This window comes from Enterococcus sp. AZ163, from assembly GCF_050498925.1.
GTDB lineage: Bacteria > Bacillota > Bacilli > Lactobacillales > Enterococcaceae > Enterococcus_A > Enterococcus_A ferrettii.
Map to the genome: position 1 here is coordinate 944,530 of NZ_JBIPAO010000001.1, position 21,970 is coordinate 966,499.

The window sequence follows — 21,970 nt, forward strand, 5'->3', positions numbered from 1 at the left end:
GAATGAATGTTTTTGGTTTGAAAACTGATGGTATTTAAAAGGTGTTGAATCTTAGAAGTGTGTGGAAATTTGTTTTAGATGATATTTCTGCCTTTTTTAATTTGTCCTATACCCAACTAGTTCATAGAATTATCACTTATGGTGAATTGTTGCCAGGAATGCTTGGGATATTAAGAACAGGTGTGGTAGGTATGTGGGCATTTTATTCTCTAAAAGTGGCAAAAGAGAATATTGTGATAGAGTTAATAGACACAATTCTTACCAAGGATCGTAGCGAGACAGAAAAGACCTTGGATTATTTTTTTACAGCTTGTCGCAGGGATGGTAATAAGCGAACCGCATCCATTTGTATGAATGAATTGATGATTCAAGCTGGTATAGGAATTATGATTGTGCAAGAGAAACAATTGCAAAGATTTAATAAGTTGATTATGGACTTCTATGGAACAGCTGATCGTCAAAAGATTAAACGATTTTTGTGCGATTACTGTATCTATGGGTTAACTGTTTAATATTTTTAAGAGGGGTGCGGATACGTTGCATCTTGTTCTGGTACGATGGAAATAAGATGTTCAAAGATATTAAAGAACTACCAATAGCAACACGATTTGATATGTACTGATCAAACTTCTTTGCCTTTTTTTGGATTAAAAAATTCATTATCTATAGCTATTTTTTACTCGTAATAAAAAACTTCCAGTACATTATTATCATGACAAAGCATGCACTCTAAGTGTGCTGGAGGTATCAAAATTTTTATCTAAGTGGCTAAGCGTTCGCGTCTGAGGGTTCATTGGATTAACCTTATCCAAGGCTACACCGCTAGAGAATAATTTGGGTTCATTTTACCTGATTTTACAAGGAAACTATAGCCAGCAGGAAACAAGTCTTTTCTGAATATGTTTTTGATGGCAGAGCTGATAAATATACCAAGCAATCTTATGCTACGAATGTAGATGAGGCTTTTATAACAGTGACTAAAGAATTCAGAAAGGAGTGTAGTATTAAATGCGAAAAGATTTAGTTGAAGCAGCGGTTAAATATTCTATTGAGCATTCGCCAAAAATTGATGCGGTTGGGCCGTTACCTTTTGACCTTACCCCTGAAGAAAGAGAATTGATTAGTAAGCGTCTAAAAGAAGAATCTGACAAATTACCTGAATGGCCTGAGCCAGTAATTATGTAAAAGCACTCGATCAAATAAAAATGATTGAGTGCTATTTTTGATTCATTCTACCAACTTTGTAAAAGAATTATAGTATCAGAAAAAAAACTCCTATTCAAACTCGATATCTTCATTCAATTTTTGATGGATATCTTCTCTAACACGGATGTTAATCTCATTAACTAACCAACCATTTAAAGAGCAATTTCTGATAAATTCATCAATTCTATTCACACCGTTAATTTCTTTAATAGTAACAACTACACCGAAACGAAGCCCTTTACCATGTTTAGGATCAAGACGATTATTGGTTTTAATTTCCATCCCCCAATTTTTATACTTTTCATAAGCCTTTTTAGCTCTTGAACGAGTTTTCAATTTTTCAGCGATATATTTCACATTGTCCCATTTACGGAAATTTTTTCTGGCCTCAACTTCATAAATGAAACTTTTTTCTGAATCTAAATCATCTTCTTGATTTTGTTTGTCTCCTTTGATATCAATAATTTTTCCTTCATCATTGATTCTACCAAAATGTATATTCAATTCAGTATTTGTGTAATCTACTCCTTGTGCACGATTGCAAATAGGGAAATAGCACATGGTTGCTCGAGCAACATAAGGATATTTATCATCGTGAAGTGGAATTGGAAAGCGATGATTGTATGAATTCCATTTTTCACTGATATCAGTTACTAAGAATTTAATTTCATCATCTGCGGTTTGAACAATGTCTTCTATTCTGATTGGAACAGTACCATGGCCGTAAATAGAAATTTCCTCTGGTGTGGGTTTGTCTTTCCAGCCTTTTGCTGCATCAATAATTAGAGCTTTAGCAAGTTCTCTATTTAAACCAAGAATGTCAATTAGATAAGATAATTTGCGTGCAATCCAAGGCGCTGCGTAGGAAGTTCCAGCTAAATGGGTTTCACCTGAAGGTTCGCAAACCTTAATACGTTGCTCTTGACTGCCTCCATAGTAGCTAACATCTGGTTTTGCAAAAAATGATAAAGCGATTCCTTTACGAGTATACCTAGTTGATAGACCCTTTTTAGTTACAGAGTTTACAACCATACTGTTGATCGAGTCGGCAGGAGAGCCTATTTTATCAACCTCATCATTCGGCTTATTAGTACCTGCAATAACAAAAATTACATCATATTGGTATTGGATTTGGTCTAGCAAAGATGCTTCAGCAGATATAAAGTTATCATTTATTTCTTGGTTACTTCCTAGAGAAATATTCCATACTTTTATATCTCTATTTCCTGCAATAATCTCTTTTATCCTTTTTATGATCATGAAAGAAGAAAAACTCCCCCCAGTGGTTACTCCAAAATGCCGAACTTTGAATCTGCCACAACCATCGTCTAACCAAGGATTTAAACGAGGGCCATCTACGATAATTGAAGATACACTTGTTCCATGATTGTAATCTTTCGCACTTTTGGGAATATCTTTTGAGATCATTTCATGATACTCAACCCATTTACTGAAATAAACCTGCGTATCAAAAAGTGTGTCAATAACTCCAATTGTTGGTTCTATACTAGGATTAGGGATATTCATTATTTCTTGAGGTTGCTTTTCAACAAAAGCCTCTGGAGAAAGCTCGGATAAATCTGTAGTTGCCATGGCTACAAGATAAGGAGCTTTTTCTAACAAGACTTCCAGTTCATTTTCATTTAACAGTACAGTATGGTCATCAATAATTCGATGAGAAAGAATATTAATGCCTAATTTTTTTAATAAAATTTTTGTATCTGTTTTTGTATCGTATAGGGTGATGATACTTTCTTGAGGGGAATTGTCGGAAGCATCCTCTATTTCAAAATCATCGATGTAAGAAACATCAGCTATCACTTGCTTAAACAAAGATCTGCTAATATTAAACTTTTTGAAATCGATACGGTTCATTATTTTTGAATCATCAAAAATAGATTTGTTTATACGACCATTAAATTTGCTATTTAAAACAGTAGTAGCATTTTGTAAAAGGTACATGCTTTTTTCTAAATCGTCGTTGTTTACATAATACGTAATAATGTGTCTGGTTTTGTTGTTGTTGAATTTGGCGCCAACAATTGCATTGTTAGATTTTTTTCCTTGTAGCAAACCAGCAATGCGGTTACTTTTTGCTACAATCTTGTTGTAATGAACACTAATCAAAACTCCTGGAAAAGGGCGATCAATTCTTATCCAATAGGATCGGATTTGCCCTAATTTTTTTTCTAACTGGATAAGATCTTTGTTTGTCACTGACTTTTTACTATTCATACTAGGACCGCCACCGCCACCCATTCTGGCAGCTTGAACAAATTTATTACCACGCAATTCCAACACGTTATTTGCCATTAGCCTGCTCCTTCATTTAATTTTCTAGCTACAGTGCTTTTAGATTCTCCTGTTAGCTTTTCAATTTCTCTCACCGTAAAGCCTTGAGCATATAACTGCTGAATATCTGTTTGCTCAAGATTTCCAATTAATGTATTATATAACCTCTTCAAGTAGTCATAGCTATTATTTACATCACTAAAAGCTAAAGATGTTTTAATTATGTTTTTCAACTCTCCCGGATAGGGCAATTCTTCTGTGATGGTCAATATTTTTTTAAATAAACGTACATCTTTTGAGAGATTAGAAAAGTTCTTTATAAAAGATGAAAAATAGAATTCACCAACGTCTATTAGGTCTTCTTTTGTATAACGATTAAAATTGATTACAGCATCGAAACGTCTGGATAGTGCTTTGTCAAAGTTTTTATATAAATTTGTAGTAGCAATGATTACAATTTCTTTGTTTAAGTCCGTCAATCGATCTAATTCTCTTAAAATTGCAGATGTAACTCTTCCCATCTCACGAACATCGTTACTATTTATTCTATCTAAAGCTATTACATCAATTTCATCAAATAAAATTACAGTTTTTTCTGGATAGGGAAGTTTATTGATCTCACTAAAAACATTAGAAATATTTTTGTTTGTTTGTCCAAGTTTACTGTCAACCAGATTATCAAAATCTACATAATATAAAGTTCGATCAAGTAATCTAGCAACTTGCTTTGCTGCCTCAGTTTTTCCACTTCCTGGTAAGCCTTCGAATAAAAATTTGTTTATACCAATATTATGATTTACTGCATTAATGACTCCTTTAATATCATCAGTAATTTCTGTAGGCAACTTTAGAGATGGCAGTGATTTTACATCGAGTGCTTTTAAAAATTCACTTTCAAAATCACTAACTTGTGGTACATATAGATTAGACTCTGTAATCAAACCCATAATGTATTCCGCTAATTCATAATCCCCTAAGCTATCAAAACGTTTGGCAATTTCTATTGCTTCATTTCTAAATGCATTCTCATTTCTTTCAACGTGATATTTTATGAGATTCAGTATGTTTTGTTTTTTCACGATATGTACCTCCTAATTATTCAAAATCGATTATATCATATTTTGGGACAGGTTTAAATAAAAATGGGACAACTTTTAATTGACTTGCCATGAAAAGTTTGCTAGTATGTGAAATGAAGAAAAAAGAAAAACAGTAGACGGGAATCTACTGTTTTGGGAAATAGACATAGCAGCTCCTGAGAAAAGCATCGCTAGATCAATATTATCAACCAAAGTATAGCAACAATCAAAAACATTGTAAAGTGGCTTTATTTGACGATGGATCTAAATAGCAGTATCTATTTCCCTTTTCTTTAAAAAATGAAAAGAGGGGAATTTCCATGAAAGAGATTATTAGACAGCTTTGGAAAAATATAATGAATCTGTTAGTTTCGAATGAATACAATTATTTAGAGTAGTTCCTACGCAACTAAAAGTGTTGTATAAAATTTAAACTAACAAGGAGATGTATAAGCATGGAGTTTTTAATTAAGAAATACTTTTTGAATAATGAAGAAAACGGTTACGCTAGTAATGGTGAAGTTCGTAAATTATTGCGTTTAGAAGATGAAGATCCTGAAGAAGATGCATTAATATTAGAGTCTATTGATTGGATTCATGGAAACAATAGTTGTAACGTTAAAGGTTCAAAAGAACTAATCGATCTATACAATAGTGTAGATAATGAGAAGATGGATCTAACATTACCGCTTTCTGAGATTGAATTTAGCGGTTTCTTTCATGACAATGAAATAATACTGAATCTAGACGGTTATAAAGCAAAAGGAATTTACAAATTTACAGATTCTTTCTTGGATTCATTGTTCAGTTTGAAGAAATTTGGTCGTTTCTGTTTATCCCATGGAGAGAAAGATATGCTCAATGATAATGTTAATAAACTTATGATTACACAAAAAGATGAAACAAGACAGTATCGATTTTTGATGGAAGGTGAAAATCTTTTTTTGAGAGGGTTAACAACTACAACGTATAAGAACTATGACAACAATATTGCGATATATTTAGCTTTAAACTCTCTTCATAGATATTCAGAAAGTAATAAAGCTCATATATTTGTTGAGAGCGGCTATATTACAGATTCTTGTTTGGATATAATGTTCGTACAAGAAGAAAAAATACTCATTGACCGAGATACGATTGTCGAGGTTGGTATCAGATTATCAAATAATGAAATCACTGATGGAAGCCTTTCTATGGAGTTTATCTATTCAATTTCTGATACAAAACAAAATCAATTTAGAGCAATTGGAGATACAGTTGTAAGTATAGTACATACTTACACTGTACCCACAATTCAATCTAAACTAGAAAATTTAAACCAATTATCAAAATATGCGGAGGAGACAGTTCAACATATCTCAAGTATAAAGAATAGAAAAAAACTTGATCGAGATCAACTTTCCTTGATTTTTAACAGGCTTTCTAGAGCAAAGAGGAATGAGTTAAGCAAAAATTCAAAAGAGAGTATTGATGCTTTATATAGAGAAGAAGTTATCGGAAATACGTACTCGTTAATTGAACTTTTTGGAAAAATCGGTTCATTAGGCACAACAATAGATGAAAAGTTATTTATTCAAGTTGTATTTAATGAGTTGATTACTGAAGGGTTGTAAACCGAAAAATGAGGGGGAGAGCTTAGTGGAGATTATTAAGCAAAATTTTTTTATGATAGTGTTAATAACTATTAGTATCGTAGCTTGGGTATATATTACTAAGAAGGAAAAAGAAAGAGACGGAATCACAGACTATAGTACACAGGATTTAGGCGGGAGATTTAATAGTTTGCCATCAAATAATGGTACAGGTTTATTTTTTAGGTATAATAAAAAGACTCAACCAATGAAAAAGCAGTTTATTTTAGATAATTATGCTCAAGGCACAGAAGTTGAAAATATCCAAGGTTACGCATATGAAATTTCTGAATTACTAAATGATGAATATTACGATATTCTATATAATAGTGACGGGAGTAAAAAATCGAAGACAGGTCCTTATATTGTTTACAAGGTAATACCTAAAAATGAGCTCAAACGATCCGACATTAAAATTGATAGAACAAATGGACCTGTTCAAGTGACAACTGGGAGTGGAGATGCACATCAAAATATAGTAAATAGCTCATTTTCCAGTATTGTAAGTGACTATAAAGATTTAATGGTCAGTAATGGGATACTGGAAGAGGATATTGATGCTGTATTAAGACATCCAAATGATAATGATGTTAAGCAATCATTTTTATCAAAGTATGGAATAGATTTAGCAAAAATTACTGTAGAAGTTGCAGGGGTAGTTACAAGCTTATTAACATTGTTGAAAAGTTAAATACCATAGAATCCAAAAAGTGCTTAGCAATCGGTTAGGCACTTTTTGGAAAATCTTCGTTTTACGAGTCTTTCTCCTGCTTCAAAAACTCAATATACCGAATAATATCCTCTACCTGATCCTCCACTATATCTTCATCAATATGAGCAGCTATTCTCTTCACCTTAGAATTGGGAGTATAATCATCCTCGTTTTCAATCCCTAGTAAATAATCCGAAGACACAGAAAAGTATTCAGCAAGTTGTTTAATTACATCATCCTTTAACCCACGTTTTCCTCGTTCCCACATGGCTAAGGTACTTTGAGCAATATTTAGTTCTTTAGCTAACTGTGCCTGTGACATTCCTCGCCGTTCTCTTAGATAAGCGATTCTCTCACCAATAGTCATGTGATCCCTCCTTTACTGTGATTGTACTATCACTAAACGTGATAAAAAAGATTTATCACAAAAAGTGATTGAAACTATTGACTATCACATAATGTGATGATATATTTTAATCACGAAATGTGATTGGGGTGTTTCGAATGAGTCGCTTGCGAGCTGCAAGAAAAAAGTTAGGTCTGACTCAAGAAGAGGCTGCAATAAGTATTGGTATTTCTATTTCCTTACTTCAAAAGTTGGAACAAGGTGTGAAGAGCGGAAATGATACTACCAAAAAGACTATTTCGCAATTCTATCAATTACCTGTAGGTTATCTTTTTTTTGATGAAGAAATCACGAAACGTGATTATTGAACTATCGAAAAGTTTTGACCTTGCGATGGAAGAACAAGGTCCATTGAGAACACCAACCATCTATCACCCTAATTCTACCCAAAACCCCAGGGTGATTGGAATATAAATCAGGAAATGGAGGGAAATCTATAGAGAAAATAAAAGGTTATATTTACCAATAATAGAGCGGTTCAGACAAGAAGGAGGAGTTTTATTGAAAGCGGTTAATGATGTAGTGCAGTATATTTTGAACTTGGGGCCTACGGTGATGCTGCCGATTATGATCTTGATCATCGCACTTATTTTTAAGGTTCCCTTTGGCAAGGCGTTGAAGTCTGGTTTAACGATTGGGATTGGTTTTGTGGGGATCAATCTGGTGATTGGGGTTTTGTCAGATAATCTTGGTCCGGCAGCACAGGCAATGGTTGAACGGTTTGGGTTTCATTTAACGGTGATTGATACGGGCTGGCCGTCTGCAGCTTCAGCGGCATGGGCGGCACCGGTTTCGGCGATCTTGATTCCGATTTGTGTGCTGGTGAATTTGCTGCTGTTGTTTTTGAAGGTGACTAAGACGCTGGATATTGATTTGTGGAATTATTGGCATTTTATTGCGGCGGGAGCGACGGGCTACATTGTGACGAATGGGAATTGGTTCTTTGCGATTCTGTGTGCAATTTTATATGAGATCGCTTGTCTGTTGATTGCCGATAAAACAGCACCGCTAGTCGCAGAGTTTTATGAACTGGACGGAATCAGTCTGCCAACAGGTTCGACAGCGGCCTTTGGGTTGATTGGGATTCCGGTGGGTATGTTGATTGGTAAGATTCCGGGCATTAACAAGCTGAATGCTGATCCGGAGTCGATTCAGAAACGTTTTGGTATTTTTGGTGAACCGATGATGATGGGAATTATTATTGGTGCAGTAATTGCGTTCTTGGGGGGCTATGGTGTTGGCGACATTATGAAGATGGGGATCAACATGGGAGCGGTTATGTTCTTGATGCCGCGGATGGTGAAGATTCTAATGGAGGGTCTGATTCCGATTTCGGAAGCGGCGCGGGATTTCCTGCAGCAGCGTTATGGGGATCGGGAGATTTATCTGGGGATGGATGCGGCGGTAACGACAGGTCATCCGGCGAATTTGGCTACGGGTCTGCTACTAGTACCGATTACTTTGTTTCTAGCAGTCATTTTGCCGGGAAATCAGGTGCTGCCTTTTGGTGATTTGGCGACGATTCCGTTTTATGTGTCCTTGATTGTTGCCAACCGCAAGGGAAATATTATTCAGTCAGTGATTTCTGGTACGATCGTGATTGCCTTTGCTTTGTGGATGGCGACGAATTTTGCGCCTGTGCATACGGAAATGATGCGAGGTGTTTATGAGTTTCCAGAGGGAGCTTCACAGCTGTCGTCCTTAGATATGGGTGGCAATTTCTTAAACTGGATTATTTTGAAATTTGCGCAGCTGGTTTCGGGAATCTTATAGAAGGGGTCAATGACATGAAGGCAGGATTACTGATAGGATTAAATGAGTTTGATGTACGTGAAATTGAAAAGCCTGTTCCTGGGCCGAATGAGGTATTGATTAAGGTGAAGGCAGCGGGGATTTGCGGCTCGGATATTCATAAGATGCAGAGTGAATGGAAATACGGGCTGCCAATGGTGATGGGGCATGAGTTTGCAGGTATAGTTGAAGAAGTTGGGCTGGAGGTTCAACAGGTGCAGGCTGGTGATCGAGTTGCGGTGGCACCGCTGATTCCTTGTCGGGAATGTCCTTACTGTCGAGCAGGAAAGTATCAGCTGTGTGAGGATTACAAGATGATTGGCTCACAGCGCTATGGCGGCTTTGCTGAGTATGTGGTTGTGCCAGAGGAAAATGTGCTGAATATTGGTGAGATGTCCTTTGCAGTGGCGGCGATGATTGAACCATTGGCGGTGGCAGCTCATGGTGTAATAGGTTTAGATGTTCAGTTGGGTGACACGGTAGCAGTTTTCGGCTTAGGCACGATTGGCATACTGAGCGTACAATGGCTGCAAATCGCTGGTGCCAAGAAAATTATCGGGATAGATCTTGATCAAGCGAAGCTAGAGAAAGCTTTTATGTATGGTGTGACCGACACAATTAACGTGATGCGGGAACCTTTGGAGGAACGAATTTTGGAACTGACAGATGGCTTGGGCGTGGATATCTCGCTGGAATGTGCCGGCTCGAGTATTACGGAGGAGCAATGTCTGCTGGTAACGAAAAAAGGTGGAAAAATTGGTTATCAAGGAATTGCTTATTCTGATGTGATGATGCGGCAAAAGGCTTTTGAAAATATTTTCCGAAGAGAGTATTCGATTAAAGGCTTCTGGAATTCTTATTCCGCACCGTTTCCTGGCAAAGAATGGCAGCATACGATAGATTTTTTGCAGCAAGGACGAATTGAAGTGAAAAGTTTGATTTCGCATCGTTTTTCACTAGATCAGCTACAGGAAGCTTTTGACTTAACGGTTCAGCGCAAGGAAAGCTATAGTAAGGTGATGATATTTCCTCAACAATAATCAACCAAAGCAGAGCAAACCCGCTCTGCTTTTTTCCCATTCTCTCCCCCCTGAAACAAATACCACCCCAAACCCAAACTTCGATACTAATACCAGAAAGCGGGAAACCGCTTTATTTTTCGTCCTGAATAGTTTAATTTCTTAAAGAAGACATTTAGTATGGAGGGAACAACATGGAAAAAAGAATTGTTGCGGTAACCGCTTGTGCGGCGGGAATTGCTCATACCTACATGGCGGCGGAATCGATTGAACAGGCTGCCAAGAAGATGGGCTATCAGGTAAAGGTGGAAACGAACGGGGCAATTGGTGCAGAGAATGTGCTAACTGCTGCTGATATTGAGCAGGCTGATTTAGTCTTGGTGGCTTCGGATATTAAGATTGATCCGATTCGCTTTAGCGGAAAACGATTGTATGTGACGAAATCCATTCCGGCGATTGAGGATGCTGAAGCGTTGATTAATCGAGCATTTGACGAGGCGGAGGTCTTTGGGAAAAAAGGCTCCAAGGTTGGGAAGATCCAAGTCGGGAATGACAAAGACAAGGTCAATTTCTTCACCCACATTATGAGCGGAATTTCCTACATGGTGCCGATGGTTATTGCGGCGGGATTGATTTTAACAATTGCGAACTTGTATGCGTTTCAACGGGATGACTTAGGTCGGATTGTGGAATGGGGTTTTGACACGAAAACACAGATGGGCTTCTTGATGTCCAAGCTGTTCTATGTTGGACAAATCGGGTTCAAGCTAATGATTCCATTGTTTGCCGGCTTTGTCGCTAATTCGATTGCTGATAAGCCAGCGATTGCTCCGGCGATGATTGGAGCTTACCTGGTAAATGATCCAGAATTTCTGAACACAGAAGCTGGTGGCGGATTTATTGGTGCGATTGTTGTTGCATTTATTGTTGGCTACATGGTTAAAGGTCTGAAGAAGATTAAATGGCCGCGTTTATTGATGCCGATTGTACCGATTATGATTATTCCATTTGTAGCGACTGCTATTATTACCTTGATTGTGCTCTATATTATTGGAAACCCAATTGCTATTGGAATGGATGCGATGTACGAAGGGCTAACGAATTTGAACAACAGCTATGCGGGGGCACCGATCTTAATTGGCGCTATCTGTGGTGCGATGATTGGGTTTGACTTAGGCGGTCCAATTAATAAAACGGCGTTGGTATTTGGTACAGCGATTTTCACCGACACCTTAGCTAAATATGGAATTGACGGAGCGAACTTTGTTCCAGGAACTGCGACACAAGCAGCGATTTCAGTAGCGCCTCTGGGTGTGTGGTTGGCAACGATTATTTTCAAGAAGAAATTTTCAAAGGACGAAAAAGTGGCCGCAACGGCAGCCTTTGGTATGGGAATTGTCGGTGTTACAGAAGGGGCGATTCCCTTCGTAGCAGCTGATCCGCTTCGCATGATTTTCTCCAATGTGGTGGGTTCAGCAGTAGCTGGCGGACTAGCTGCAGCGACCGGCTGTAAATTCTATGGCGGGATTGGTTCGCCGTTAGGAACTTTTATTGGCTACATTGAACAGCCAGTTCCTTTCATTACTTGGATATTATGTGTTTGTGCTGGGATTTTGACTACGGCACTGCTGATCGGCTTTACTCGGAAGCAGACTGTAGAGACAGCAATTATTGAACAAGAGGAAAAAGACGAGGCTGAGCAAGGTTTTATTGAGACGGCCCACGACTAAACTAGTTAGGATGATAAATGATGAATGCAGAAGTATTTAACAAGAAACATATTTTAGTGGATCAAACGGCCACTACTCAAGAGGAAGCTTTTCAGGTGATTGCGGATTTCGCAGATCAGTTAGGCTTTGTCCAAGATAAACAGACTTATCTTGAAGGATTAAAGGAACGGGAAAAAGAGGCAACAACTGGTTTTAAGGATCACATTGCCATTCCCCATTGCAAAAGCACCACTAATTTAAAGCCGGGCATGTTTTTAGTGAAATTTGAACAGGATATTCCCTGGAATGCATTGGATGGCAAGCCGGTAAATGTGGCGTTTGCCTTAACGATTCCTGAGGAGGGTTCAGCGGAGCATTTGAAGCTGTTGAGCTTGATTGCCCGCAAATTAATTGATCAAAACTTTAGAGAAGGCGTCTTAAACGAAAATGATCCAGAAAAATTAACGGAAATTATCGATCAGATTGCTTTTTAATCGGAAACTGGGGCAGCTGCTGCTCCAGTTTTATTTAAAAATTGCTTGTTAGGACTGAGAGTATGAAGAAAAAAGTTCACGTAATCCACCACACCCATTGGGATTTTGAATGGTACTTTACCAATAATGAGTCGTTTGTTCAATTAACCTATCATTTGGACGAGGTAATGACGGCTTTGGAGGAAAACAAAATTGATCAATACCTGCTGGATGGTCAAATGAGTATTCTGGATGAGTACCTGCAAAGCTTCCCGGAACAAAAGGAGCGGCTGCGAAAGTTAGTGACTGAGGGCAAATTGAAAATTGGTCCTTGGTATACGCAAACCGACGAGCTGATTGTCCGTGGGGAATCAATTGTTAGAAATTTGCAGCTGGGGATGGAGCTGGCCGAAGAGCTGGGTGGTGCCATGAAAATTGGCTACCTGCCGGACTCCTTTGGTCAAAGCAAAGACATGCCGAAAATTTATAATGGCTTTGGCATCGATCAAACTGTTTTTTGGCGCGGAGTTCCTAATGATGTTACCACCAAGCGGGAATTTTACTGGCAGGCGGAGGATGGCTCGCAGGTGCTGGCTTCCAATATTAAGAACGGCTATTTTGTAGGTGTCGGCTTGATTTATACCGATGAGTATCAGGAGCTGATCGAGACCATCGGGGAAGGAGCGACGGGTAATGAGTTGGTCTTGCCGGTGGGCGGTGATCAGCGGTATGTCGATTTTAACCTGCGGGAACGAATCCACCAGTACAATCAGGCACTGCCTGAGGTTGAGCTGGTGGAAAGCAGCTATGAAGATTTCTTTGAGGCAATTAAGGAAAACGACCTGCCAACGGTAGAAGGCGAGTTTATTTCCAGCTCGGTATCGAAAATTCATCGCTCGATTTATTCCTCGCGCTACGATCATAAATATTTAAATGACAAGATCGAGCGGCGGATGATTTATCAGCTGGAGCCGTTAATGGTGATGGCAGAGTCCTATGGCATTCCTTACAAAAAAGGGCTTCTTGATCGGATTTGGAAGCTGTTGAACAAAAACCAAGCCCATGATTCAGCAGGCGGTTGCAACAGCGACAAAACCAATCAAATTATTTTGGATCGCTTTGTTGAAGCAGATCAGCTGTCCTATTCCTTAGTCGATTATCTGACTCGGAAAATTGCGGAGTCGCGAGCGGCAGCAGCCAATGATGATCTAGTGATTTTCAACACGGTTCCTTGGCCAGTGAAAAAGGTAATGCATTGTGAGCTGTCTACTACCTATGAGCAGTTCACTATCGAAAAAGACGGACAGTCTATTCCCTTTGATTTACTGGAAACGAAGAAAGAATATGCTGGCTCCATTCGTCGGTTGGAAAAGGATCAGAATCCAGAGCAATACTATTTCATTCATGAAATTGCGTTAGAGGTAGAGCTGCCTTCCTTGAACTTTGAAACCTATCAGGTGGTTGAAGCACAAAGCAGTTTGCCTGAAACGGATCAAATGCAAGCTGGAAAACCTTTGATTGAAAATGACTACTACCGGCTGTTTTTCGAAGCGGGTCAGCTGACTCTAATTACCAAACAGGACAATCAGCAGTATGAAAACATTCTAACCTTTGAGGATAGTGGAGACGAAGGAGATACCTATGATTATTCTCCGCCGTATGAGGACGATCAGTATCTATTGAGCTTAGCGGATGCCGATTGTCAGGTGAATGAACGTCCGCTTTTATCAGAACTTAAATTTACTGGAAAGTGGTATGTTGCGAAGGATTTAACCGAGAGAAAAAATAAACAACGTAGCCAATCAGTAGACTATGAACTGGTGCTTTCGTTGAAAAAAGGTAGTCGTCAGCTTGAATGCCATTTGGAAATTGACAACACAGCCTGTGATCATCGGATGCGGGTATTGATCAACACCCCTCATCAAAATGAGTTCTCTTATACCGATACCCCCTTTGGAACGATCAAGCGTGAGGTAGAGGATCGGCATATTACGGACTGGCAGGAGCTGGGCTGGCGAGAAGAACCGACAGCGATTTTTCCAATGCTGAGCTATGTTAACAGTCACAATGAAGCCTCCAGTTGGACGGTGTTCACCAAAGGCATGAAGGAATATCAATTTGTAGGTGAAGCTTTCGGAACGATGGCTTTGACTCTGTTTCGTTCTGTTGGGTTCTTAGGACGACCTGATTTGCTTCGTCGGCCAGGGGTTGCTTCTGGTAATGAGTTTAAGTACATTGCAACACCTGATAGTCAGCTGCAGAAAAAAATGACCTTCAAATTCGCGCTGCAATTGGAGCAAACATATTACCCAGCCAAACTGGCAAAGGACTATCTGAATTATGCTTTGTCCTGTCCGTTTTACCAGCTGCAGGAAATGAATCGCTTCACCTCGACACTGAAATATTTTGTTTCCAATCCTTTACCGGAGAAGCTTGTTCAAAAAGAACAGCTTACCTTGGTGAGCGAAAAGCTGGTGTTCAGCTCATTGGCAAAATCAAAGGCAGGTGCGGGCTTTGAGCTGAGAGTGTTTAATCCAAGTACCCATGAAGCAGTAGAGGGTGGCTACATTCTAGGACCGACCGAAATGAGCTATACCTTTGCGGATCTTAAAGGAACTCCCATTTTACCAGTTGAAAAAAATGATAAAATTACTATTGGAACAGTCAAACCTGGCGAAATAAAAACGATTCAGATCGTGAACTGAGGAGAAGAACATGCAAGAAGATATTTTCATATTAATTGAGTCCTGTCGGTTAAATTTTACAGCGGTGGAGCAAGTGATCGCCGATTATTTTTTGAGTAAGCAGCAGGCCCCTAAAAATATAGACCAGCTGTCTGAGCATTTGGCGGTCTCAAAAGCATCGATTACCAGATTTTGTAAAAAAATCGGCTTGAACAATTACAAGGAACTGATCTTCTTGTATAAGCTGTCGCTAGATAAGGATGAGTCGGATCTGTCGGTAGCTTCTAAAGTGACGGCGGCCTATCATTCCTTGGCAACGCGCAGTGACAGTACGTATTCGAAAGAAATAGTCGATGCTTTTTGCGGCTATTTACATCAGCACAAAATTATTCATTTCTTCGGCAAAGGATTCAATTCCTATGCCGGAGCTGATTTTCAATTTAAGTTTTCCCGAGTCGGCAAATATGTACGGGTCATTGCTGATGAGAATTCGATTTTAATGTCGGCTAATTTTGCCAATCAGGATGAATTAATTGTGGTCTCAACCTTGCGGGGGGATGATGAGGAGCTGCTGGAGGCGATGAAGATCGCGAAAGTTCGCGGGGTACCAATCCTGTTGATTACCTCCAATCAGTTTTCTCAGCTGATTCCTTACGCCAACGTAGTGCTAATCGCAGCCAGCTTTACCCGAGAAGAATCGCTGGGGAACATTTCCCCGCAAATTCCGATCCTCATTCAGCTGGATATGGTCTACGAACGCTACATTCATCTGTATTCCGATTCTCTCAAGCAGTGGCTGGAATCGGAGCAAATATTACACAAATAAAGGATCGATGAACCAATGAAAAAATTTCCTGAGCATTTTTTATGGGGAGCAGCCATGTCGGCTCCTCAAACAGAGGGACAAAGCTTAAGCCATGGCAAATCAGCCTCTACCTGGGATTACTGGTTTACGGAGGCACCAGAAAAGTTCAATCAGAATCAAGGACCAGCAGATACGTCCAAGATGTACGATAAGTACGCAGCTGATTGCCAGCGAATGCAGGCAATTGGTATGAATTCGGTGCGAACCTCGATTGCCTGGACACGCTTATTACCAGATGGGAAAACGGTCAATCAAGAGGCAGTTATCTTCTACCGTAAGTATTTTCAAGCAATGCTGGATCATGGCGTTGAACCGATTATTAATCTGTTTCACTTTGATCTGCCGATGTGGCTGATGGATCAAGGAGGCTGGGAAAGCCGGGATTCAGTGGCGGCTTTTGCTTATTATGCTGAAACAGCTTTTAAATTATTTGGCGACCTGGTAAAAAAATGGACGACCTTTAATGAGCCGATGGTCCATGTGGAGTGTGGGTATTTGTATCAATACCATTATCCGGCGATTGTTGATTTTAAACGGGCAGTTCAAGTGGGCTATCATACCTTATTGGCCCATGCTCAAGCAGTGGAAGCTTTTAGGAAGGTCCTGCCAAAGGGTGAAATCGGGATTATCTTGAATATTTCTCCTAGCTATCCCCGAAGCGACTCGGCGGAAGATCAATTGGCAGCTCAGCGTTCTGACCTGTTGAACACGCGCAGCTTCTTAGATCCGGCTGTACTGGGAAATGTTCCAGAGGAGCTGGTGACTCTTTTAGCGGAGAATGATTTGCTTCCAGCGGTAAAAGCTGGCGATGCAGCACTGCTTGAAGAAAATACAGTGGACTTTATCGGGTTAAATTATTACCAGCCGCGGCGAGTGCAGGCGCCTGAACATGCCGAGTCTCCAGCCAAAATGCCTCATGATTTTTACGCAGCCTATGATTGGCCGGAAAAGAGGATCAATCCTTATCGCGGATGGGAAATTTACCCTAAAGCGCTTTATGATGTAGCGATAATGATGAAGGAAACGTATCACAATATTCCTTGGTACGTCAGTGAAAATGGAATGGGCGTAGCCGACGAGGAACGTTTCATGAATGCATCTGGGATGATCGAGGACGATTACCGGATTGAATTTATGCAGGAGCATTTGGACTATTTGCATCAGGGGATTAGCGAAGGCAGCAATTGCTTCGGTTATCATGCGTGGACCTTTATTGACTGCTGGTCCTGGTTAAACGGCTATCGGAATCGTTATGGTTTTTATTCCATGGATTTAGCGACCTATGAACGTTCGGTGAAGAAGAGTGGTTTGTGGTTTAAAGCAACCGCAGAAAAAAATGGATTTTAGGTGAAGAGAATGAGCTTAGCAGTATTTGATATTGGCGGAACGGCAGTAAAGCATGGCTTATGGACCAATGGACGTTTGACAAAGGTAGATTCTTTTGCGACGCCGCAAAATTATGAAGCATTATTCGATAAGTTTCGCCAAACGATTCAGCAATACGAGCAACCCATCGAAGGGGCAGCAATCAGCTCACCTGGTGCGGTGGATGTTGCCAAAAGACAGATTCTGGGAATCAGCGCGGTTGAGTACATTCACCACCGACCGATTTTTGACGAACTGGAAAGCTGCTTAAACCTGCCAGTAGCGATTGAAAATGATGCCAACTGTGCCGGGATTGCGGAAGTAGAGCTAGGAGCCGGCCGAGATGCCCAAAACATGGTGTTTGTGGTTTTAGGTACCGGGGTTGGTGGCGCGATTTTTATTCAACGCCAGCTTTATAAAGGCAGCAATCTTTTTGGCGGCGAATTTGGTTTAATGAAGAGTATGGATACGCAGACCTTTAGTCAAAATGGTACCTTAGTGAAGGCCGCAAATTTCTATACGAAGCAAACCGCTAAAGCAGTTGAAGGCAAGGACCTCTTTTGGTTAAGTGAAGCAGGAGATCAACTGGCTGCTAACTATTTAGATGACATGTATCAAAGGATTGCCAATAATTTGTACAATATTCAAGTAACGCTGGATCCTGAGCTGATCATTTTAGGCGGCGGTGTTTCAAAACGACCAGAACTGGCAGAAGAGATTGCTGGTCGGCTCAAGCATTTGTTGAAAGAGGAGCAGGTGGAAGAAATCATGCCGCAGGTTCGCTGCTGTGCGTTTCAAAACGATGCCAATTTAGTTGGAGCGGCGTTAAATTTTGAACGAACCCTTGCGAAGAACGAAAAATAGCGTCTACTATGAAAAAAGACAAGCAAATTCGATCGTATGAAGATCAAGTTTGCTTGTCTTTTAGTATTCCCTGAGTTAGGACTCACTCAGCTTTTTCTTTAGCCAAACCGCCAGTATAACCAGCAGCAGGCCCAAGAAAGAGAAAAGAAATAGTTGATCGGTATCACCGGTTTTAGGATACGATTGCTGCTGCACCACATAGTGAGGAACAAGCTGCTCATTTTTTTCAGGCGGCTGTTCTGATTCAGCAGGAGCTTCAGTAGCAGGAGCTTCAAGTCCTAATTGACCGTAAATCTCGATATCCGTATCCATGTAATCACCTCATCCAGCAGGAAATGGTTAGTTCCATTTCACTGCATCAAATTTCAGGTTCAAGGTGTATTTTAGCTGTTTTTGTGACTCAGCTGTTGCACTTCCAGAGTAAGTAAAGGTTGCTTTGTTTTTCTCAGGTGTTGCTGCAGTATCCGCAGCAGCCAATTGATTTTTGCTGTTCGCTAAAGTGATTAATTCTGAGTTCAATGGTGTTGCCAATGAACCGTTAGTAACCAAGCTGGTAGAAGCAGTTGTAGCAGAAACGCCTGCTGCTCCTGTTACGTCAAGCTTCAAGTTGAAGTCCTCTGGTAATGTTGGGTTACCACCATCTCCAGTGAAGCCATTTGCTGAAACGGTAACTGGTCGGCCAGAGTTGTTAACGATTGAATAGTTTGGCGCTTTAATGCTAGTATCGCTTGCAGTATTGTAGAAGATGGTTTTAGTAGGGACTGTAACGTTGATCCAGTTTACATCACCTTCTGGGATTTTTGCATCTGGATCAGTGTTATCGGCACCTAATGTTCCGTTGATCTCAATATCTGCAGTCGATTGACCGTTAACTGTTTGTTGACTGGCACTTTCAGTACCGTCTGCGGCAAAGACAAGCGGCGCAGCTCCTAAAGCGATGCCGGTTGTTAATAATATAGCTAATAATTTTTTCATTCTGTTTTCCTCCTAAGTATATATATATAAACAAAATTAATTGTGTAGCCCAAATTTAGTTCACTAAAATCGTGACACCTGCTGAGACCTCGCCCTGTTTTTTCTTCGTTTGAGCATCATACAGGCTAAAGGTTGCCGTAGTTTGATGCGTTCCCTTGGCTAACGGCTTGTCCAAGTGAACTTGATCAATTTCCTCTCCGGGAAGAATTGCCCCAGAGGTGTAAATGATGTCACCGGTTTGATCGTCTTTGATTTCGACATTGACCGGATAGGCATTGCTTTCAGGATTCTTGATCGGTAATTGCCCTTGCTGAGTTTCGCTATTGATGGTTGCTTCTGAAGCAATCATCATATTAAAGTTGCTTTCGTCTGCTTTCTGCTGAGCAAGATCAGCCAACTCTTTATCCGACATTTTCTTCGCATCTTTTCCTTCGGGTAAAAAATCACCGCTGATCACCGACATTGCCTGCGGCTTCGGTGCGAAAAAGAAGTGGTAAATGCCGTAGCCGCCAATAAGCAGCAGCAAAAGAGCTAAAAGCAGCAACCATTTTTTGCGTTTCTTTTTTTCTTCCATGATTGCCTCCTTCTAATTTGTCGTAATTTCTGAAATAGCAAAAGAAAAACGATAGCTGAATTTTTGTGGACCAATCATTGGTCCGGAATAATCTCCAGCCAAATACAGGTCAGCCTGAGCATCGGTATCCCAAAAAGGATTCAATGTAACAGCATCTAGATTCAAGGGATCCTGCTCACTTAAAGGGCCCAAGGTTATTTTTTCGCCACTGTCTGCTTTTTCAGCAATCAGTGATAAAATCAGCTCCTGATCGTGAGTATCGAATTGATCAACTAAGGAAAGCTTTTCAGAGCTGTCGCTGTTGCGAGTAATCTTGGTCAAACGCGTTTCTGTTGGAACATTGCCAGCATTGCGCACGGTATAGCTGTCTAGATTTTGCTGTTTACCAAATTGCCCAGGGATCGGACTGTCGAATGCCATCGCATTAGTTGAAAATAAGATCTGTACGTAGGGCGGTACTTCCGCTGAAGTTTCCTTCCACAAAGTATCGAAGGTATAACCTGTTATGCGTTGATCGTTAGCCTTGGCATACAAATAGTAATTTTGGGCAGGCAACTGAGTAAATGCGTGCTTCGAATCTGCTCCAGCTGGTGTCGTATTTCCTGGCAGAACAGTGTCCGCTGTCTGAGCGACTCCCTCTGCTGTTCCAGCCTGTTCGATACTGGTTTGAGAAGCATCAGCAGTAATATCCCCACTATAGAGCTGCTTGGTTGCTAGCTTATATTGAACCTTGCTGCTTACAGCAGTTGCTGGTGCAGCACTGTTTATTTGTGCATCGATAGTACTAATGTCTTGTCCAGTAGTTGGAGTCGCTGACACATCTTCAATGGTAGGCATTTTGGCGTATGCGACTGAATAACCACTGCCAATATTGCTGGATGTAACAGTGTAGCTTGAACCCGTAGCTACTCTAGGAACGTAATCCTTTTGTCCACTCGCAGTTAAATAGGCGATCTTATACAAAGACGTATCTGAATCTGCTCGTCTAAAGATGGGATTCATTGAACCCAGAACTTGTCTAGATGAGCTTGTTGAATCAAAAACAACGTAATCTGGTGAGTTCAGATTGATAATCGGATTGGAACCAGAAAAGCCGTTAACATCCGTTGTGAAATGTCCAATTGAGTCCTTAGCAAAGTTAGCAGTCAGTGTTCCTGTAGATAAGGTTGCTGTACTTGACGTAGAGTTGACTCCGTAAATATTTTTATAGGAGAAATTCCCTTGTTCTTGGACATTTAAGGCAGCACCGCCATAAAAAAGATACGTCTTGCTGGATTCAATGGCTAGTGACGCGTTTTTTTCTACCGTGACTGATTGGCTGGTACTATAGAAAATAGCGGTAGCATCAGTTGAATCATTGTAGATAGTAGTGTCGCTGCCTTCAGCGAAGGTAACAGAACGATAGCCCTCAACAAATTCACCACCGTAAGAATTACCAGAGGAACTAAAATTATTTTTTCCCTTGAAGGTTAAGGTATTCCCAGCATTATTGTTTCCCCAAAAAGGTTGACTGCCCCTTTGGATAGTATAATTAACATTCTCAACGGTGAATGAAACATTGCTATTCGAGGTATAGAGAATCCCATACCAAGAACTGTTGGGATAAGTACTGTTGCCAAAAGTTAAATTCTTATATGTAACACTTATATTGTTTGCACCTGTACCAAAGTGAGCCGTACCGTAAGCTGTCCCATCGTACAAAAGAGCATAACCATTGCCGTCAATTACTGTATTTTGCTTGATAGAAGTACCAGTAGTATTATAAACAATGTCATTTTGCAGCTGAATATATTGTGTTTGTCCAGACGCTACTGAGGTGGCTAGGGCATCCTTCAATTCCTGAAAGTTTGTTACCCGGTACGGATTCGTTTCAGTGCCATCTCCAGCTGCGGCCAGCGCTGCCACTTTAGCTGTGGGTGCTTCCTGTACTTCTTGTTCAGCTTCACTAGAGCTCTCGGTTGAATTATCCGTGGAGTCTTCATGAGTTATGGACTCTTCTGTACTAGTGCTTGAAGACTCGGCTTCGTGCTCCGTAGATGCTATTTCAGTTGTGCTTTCTTGTTCTATACTCGTCGTTTGGCTTGTTTGTTCGGTGGAAGAGGTATCGATAGTGGATGTTTCTTCCGCCCAGGCAGGTAGCTGAGCAGCATTCATAAACAAAAAAAGCGTAGCTAGGAATGTGATCTTCCTTTTCATTCTAACCACCCCTTTCGGTTTGTTGCTATTTTAAGGAAAATAACTATTTTATAATACATTTCATATTTTATCCCAAAAAAAGGAGGAGATAAATATTTTTTTCTCTTTTTAAGATAAAATTAATGTCTT

The 21,970-nt window shown here is 40.2% G+C and carries 20 protein-coding genes; 13 read left to right on the forward strand and 7 right to left on the reverse strand.

The genetic code is table 11. The features are described from left to right. The first annotated feature begins 41 nt into the window (after positions 1-41). Both IGI46_RS04640 and IGI46_RS04645 read left to right on the forward strand, forming a co-directional pair. A complete protein-coding gene (locus IGI46_RS04640; protein WP_429973005.1) occupies positions 42-512 on the forward strand; it encodes a hypothetical protein in 471 nt (156 codons plus the stop codon). Positions 513-1,008: 496 nt separating this feature from the next. Beyond that, positions 1,009-1,185, forward strand: a complete 177-nt coding sequence (locus tag IGI46_RS04645) for a hypothetical protein (RefSeq protein ID WP_429973006.1) — start codon at positions 1,009-1,011, stop codon at positions 1,183-1,185. Positions 1,186-1,275: 90 nt separating this feature from the next. Here the strand turns inward: IGI46_RS04645 and IGI46_RS04650 are convergent, their stop codons facing one another. Both IGI46_RS04650 and IGI46_RS04655 read right to left on the reverse strand, forming a co-directional pair. Continuing rightward, positions 1,276-3,519 carry a S8 family peptidase gene (locus tag IGI46_RS04650; RefSeq protein ID WP_429973007.1) on the reverse strand — a complete coding sequence of 748 codons (2,244 nt, stop codon included), beginning with the start codon at positions 3,517-3,519 and terminating at the stop codon, positions 1,276-1,278. Continuing rightward, positions 3,519-4,577, reverse strand: a complete 1,059-nt coding sequence (locus IGI46_RS04655) for an AAA family ATPase (RefSeq protein WP_429973008.1) — start codon at positions 4,575-4,577, stop codon at positions 3,519-3,521. Before IGI46_RS04655 ends, IGI46_RS04650 begins: the two co-directional genes overlap by 1 nt. 455 nt (positions 4,578-5,032) lie before the next feature. On the opposite strand from IGI46_RS04655, the gene IGI46_RS04660 reads away from it, so the two are divergent. Beyond that, positions 5,033-6,190 carry a hypothetical protein gene (locus IGI46_RS04660; protein ID WP_429973009.1) on the forward strand — a complete coding sequence of 386 codons (1,158 nt, stop codon included), beginning with the start codon at positions 5,033-5,035 and terminating at the stop codon, positions 6,188-6,190. A gap of 25 nt (positions 6,191-6,215) precedes the next feature. Continuing rightward, positions 6,216-6,899 carry a hypothetical protein gene (locus IGI46_RS04665; RefSeq protein ID WP_429973010.1) on the forward strand — a complete coding sequence of 228 codons (684 nt, stop codon included), beginning with the start codon at positions 6,216-6,218 and terminating at the stop codon, positions 6,897-6,899. Between the two features lie 61 nt (positions 6,900-6,960). On the opposite strand, the gene IGI46_RS04670 is transcribed toward IGI46_RS04665, so the two are convergent. Then, positions 6,961-7,287, reverse strand: coding sequence for a helix-turn-helix domain-containing protein (locus tag IGI46_RS04670; RefSeq protein WP_429973011.1), 327 nt, complete (start codon positions 7,285-7,287; stop codon positions 6,961-6,963). A 137-nt stretch (positions 7,288-7,424) separates the two neighbouring features. Between IGI46_RS04670 and IGI46_RS04675 the strand changes: the two genes are divergently transcribed. The 9 genes from IGI46_RS04675 (at position 7,425) to IGI46_RS04715 (ending at position 18,096) form a co-directional block, all read left to right on the forward strand. Then, complete coding sequence (locus tag IGI46_RS04675) at positions 7,425-7,634, forward strand: helix-turn-helix domain-containing protein (protein WP_429973012.1); 210 nt, start codon at positions 7,425-7,427, stop codon at positions 7,632-7,634. Between the two features lie 193 nt (positions 7,635-7,827). After that, on the forward strand, positions 7,828-9,099 hold the full coding sequence (locus IGI46_RS04680) for a PTS galactitol transporter subunit IIC (protein WP_429973013.1): 1,272 nt from the start codon (positions 7,828-7,830) through the stop codon (positions 9,097-9,099). Positions 9,100-9,113: 14 nt separating this feature from the next. Next, positions 9,114-10,157, forward strand: a complete 1,044-nt coding sequence (locus IGI46_RS04685) for a galactitol-1-phosphate 5-dehydrogenase (RefSeq protein ID WP_429973014.1) — start codon at positions 9,114-9,116, stop codon at positions 10,155-10,157. A gap of 173 nt (positions 10,158-10,330) precedes the next feature. Further along, entirely contained in the window at positions 10,331-11,866 is a 1,536-nt protein-coding gene (locus IGI46_RS04690) for a PTS fructose transporter subunit IIC (RefSeq protein WP_429973015.1), read from the forward strand. A 20-nt stretch (positions 11,867-11,886) separates the two neighbouring features. After that, positions 11,887-12,339, forward strand: a complete 453-nt coding sequence (locus IGI46_RS04695; protein WP_429973016.1) for a PTS sugar transporter subunit IIA — start codon at positions 11,887-11,889, stop codon at positions 12,337-12,339. A gap of 62 nt (positions 12,340-12,401) precedes the next feature. Next, a complete protein-coding gene (locus tag IGI46_RS04700) occupies positions 12,402-15,023 on the forward strand; it encodes a glycoside hydrolase family 38 C-terminal domain-containing protein (RefSeq protein WP_429973017.1) in 2,622 nt (873 codons plus the stop codon). Positions 15,024-15,033: 10 nt separating this feature from the next. Further along, entirely contained in the window at positions 15,034-15,828 is a 795-nt protein-coding gene (locus tag IGI46_RS04705; RefSeq protein ID WP_207704590.1) for a MurR/RpiR family transcriptional regulator, read from the forward strand. 15 nt (positions 15,829-15,843) lie between these two features. Further along, positions 15,844-17,214, forward strand: a complete 1,371-nt coding sequence (locus IGI46_RS04710) for a glycoside hydrolase family 1 protein (RefSeq protein ID WP_429973018.1) — start codon at positions 15,844-15,846, stop codon at positions 17,212-17,214. 9 nt (positions 17,215-17,223) lie between these two features. Beyond that, positions 17,224-18,096, forward strand: a complete 873-nt coding sequence (locus IGI46_RS04715; protein ID WP_429973019.1) for an ROK family protein — start codon at positions 17,224-17,226, stop codon at positions 18,094-18,096. A gap of 75 nt (positions 18,097-18,171) precedes the next feature. Here the strand turns inward: IGI46_RS04715 and IGI46_RS04720 are convergent, their stop codons facing one another. Genes IGI46_RS04720 through IGI46_RS04735 form a run of 4 tightly spaced genes read right to left on the reverse strand, consistent with a single transcriptional unit; the run spans position 18,172 to position 21,841 of the window. Further along, positions 18,172-18,408: an LPXTG cell wall anchor domain-containing protein gene (locus IGI46_RS04720; RefSeq protein ID WP_429973020.1), complete on the reverse strand. Its 237-nt coding sequence runs from the start codon at positions 18,406-18,408 to the stop codon at positions 18,172-18,174. Positions 18,409-18,435: 27 nt separating this feature from the next. After that, positions 18,436-19,071 carry a hypothetical protein gene (locus IGI46_RS04725; protein WP_429973021.1) on the reverse strand — a complete coding sequence of 212 codons (636 nt, stop codon included), beginning with the start codon at positions 19,069-19,071 and terminating at the stop codon, positions 18,436-18,438. Positions 19,072-19,126: 55 nt separating this feature from the next. Beyond that, entirely contained in the window at positions 19,127-19,645 is a 519-nt protein-coding gene (locus tag IGI46_RS04730; protein ID WP_429962290.1) for a hypothetical protein, read from the reverse strand. A gap of 12 nt (positions 19,646-19,657) precedes the next feature. Then, positions 19,658-21,841: a hypothetical protein gene (locus IGI46_RS04735; protein ID WP_429973022.1), complete on the reverse strand. Its 2,184-nt coding sequence runs from the start codon at positions 21,839-21,841 to the stop codon at positions 19,658-19,660. Between the last annotated feature and the right edge of the window lie 129 nt (positions 21,842-21,970).

Bases quoted from the DNA above. Each gene is read 5' to 3' on its own strand.
- IGI46_RS04690 (WP_429973015.1), top strand. From the start codon at position 10,331: ATGGAAAAAAGAATTGTTGCGGTAACCGCTTGTGCGGCGGGAATTGCT.
- IGI46_RS04730 (WP_429962290.1), bottom strand. From the start codon at position 19,645: ATGGAAGAAAAAAAGAAACGCAAAAAATGGTTGCTGCTTTTAGCTCTT.
- IGI46_RS04675 (WP_429973012.1), top strand. From the start codon at position 7,425: ATGAGTCGCTTGCGAGCTGCAAGAAAAAAGTTAGGTCTGACTCAAGAA.
- IGI46_RS04725 (WP_429973021.1), bottom strand. From the start codon at position 19,071: ATGAAAAAATTATTAGCTATATTATTAACAACCGGCATCGCTTTAGGA.
- IGI46_RS04670 (WP_429973011.1), bottom strand. From the start codon at position 7,287: ATGACTATTGGTGAGAGAATCGCTTATCTAAGAGAACGGCGAGGAATG.
- IGI46_RS04735 (WP_429973022.1), bottom strand. From the start codon at position 21,841: ATGAAAAGGAAGATCACATTCCTAGCTACGCTTTTTTTGTTTATGAAT.
- IGI46_RS04705 (WP_207704590.1), top strand. From the start codon at position 15,034: ATGCAAGAAGATATTTTCATATTAATTGAGTCCTGTCGGTTAAATTTT.
- IGI46_RS04650 (WP_429973007.1), bottom strand. From the start codon at position 3,519: ATGGCAAATAACGTGTTGGAATTGCGTGGTAATAAATTTGTTCAAGCT.
- IGI46_RS04685 (WP_429973014.1), top strand. From the start codon at position 9,114: ATGAAGGCAGGATTACTGATAGGATTAAATGAGTTTGATGTACGTGAA.
- IGI46_RS04660 (WP_429973009.1), top strand. From the start codon at position 5,033: ATGGAGTTTTTAATTAAGAAATACTTTTTGAATAATGAAGAAAACGGT.
- IGI46_RS04710 (WP_429973018.1), top strand. From the start codon at position 15,844: ATGAAAAAATTTCCTGAGCATTTTTTATGGGGAGCAGCCATGTCGGCT.
- IGI46_RS04645 (WP_429973006.1), top strand. From the start codon at position 1,009: ATGCGAAAAGATTTAGTTGAAGCAGCGGTTAAATATTCTATTGAGCAT.
- IGI46_RS04720 (WP_429973020.1), bottom strand. From the start codon at position 18,408: ATGGATACGGATATCGAGATTTACGGTCAATTAGGACTTGAAGCTCCT.
- IGI46_RS04700 (WP_429973017.1), top strand. From the start codon at position 12,402: ATGAAGAAAAAAGTTCACGTAATCCACCACACCCATTGGGATTTTGAA.
- IGI46_RS04715 (WP_429973019.1), top strand. From the start codon at position 17,224: ATGAGCTTAGCAGTATTTGATATTGGCGGAACGGCAGTAAAGCATGGC.
- IGI46_RS04695 (WP_429973016.1), top strand. From the start codon at position 11,887: ATGAATGCAGAAGTATTTAACAAGAAACATATTTTAGTGGATCAAACG.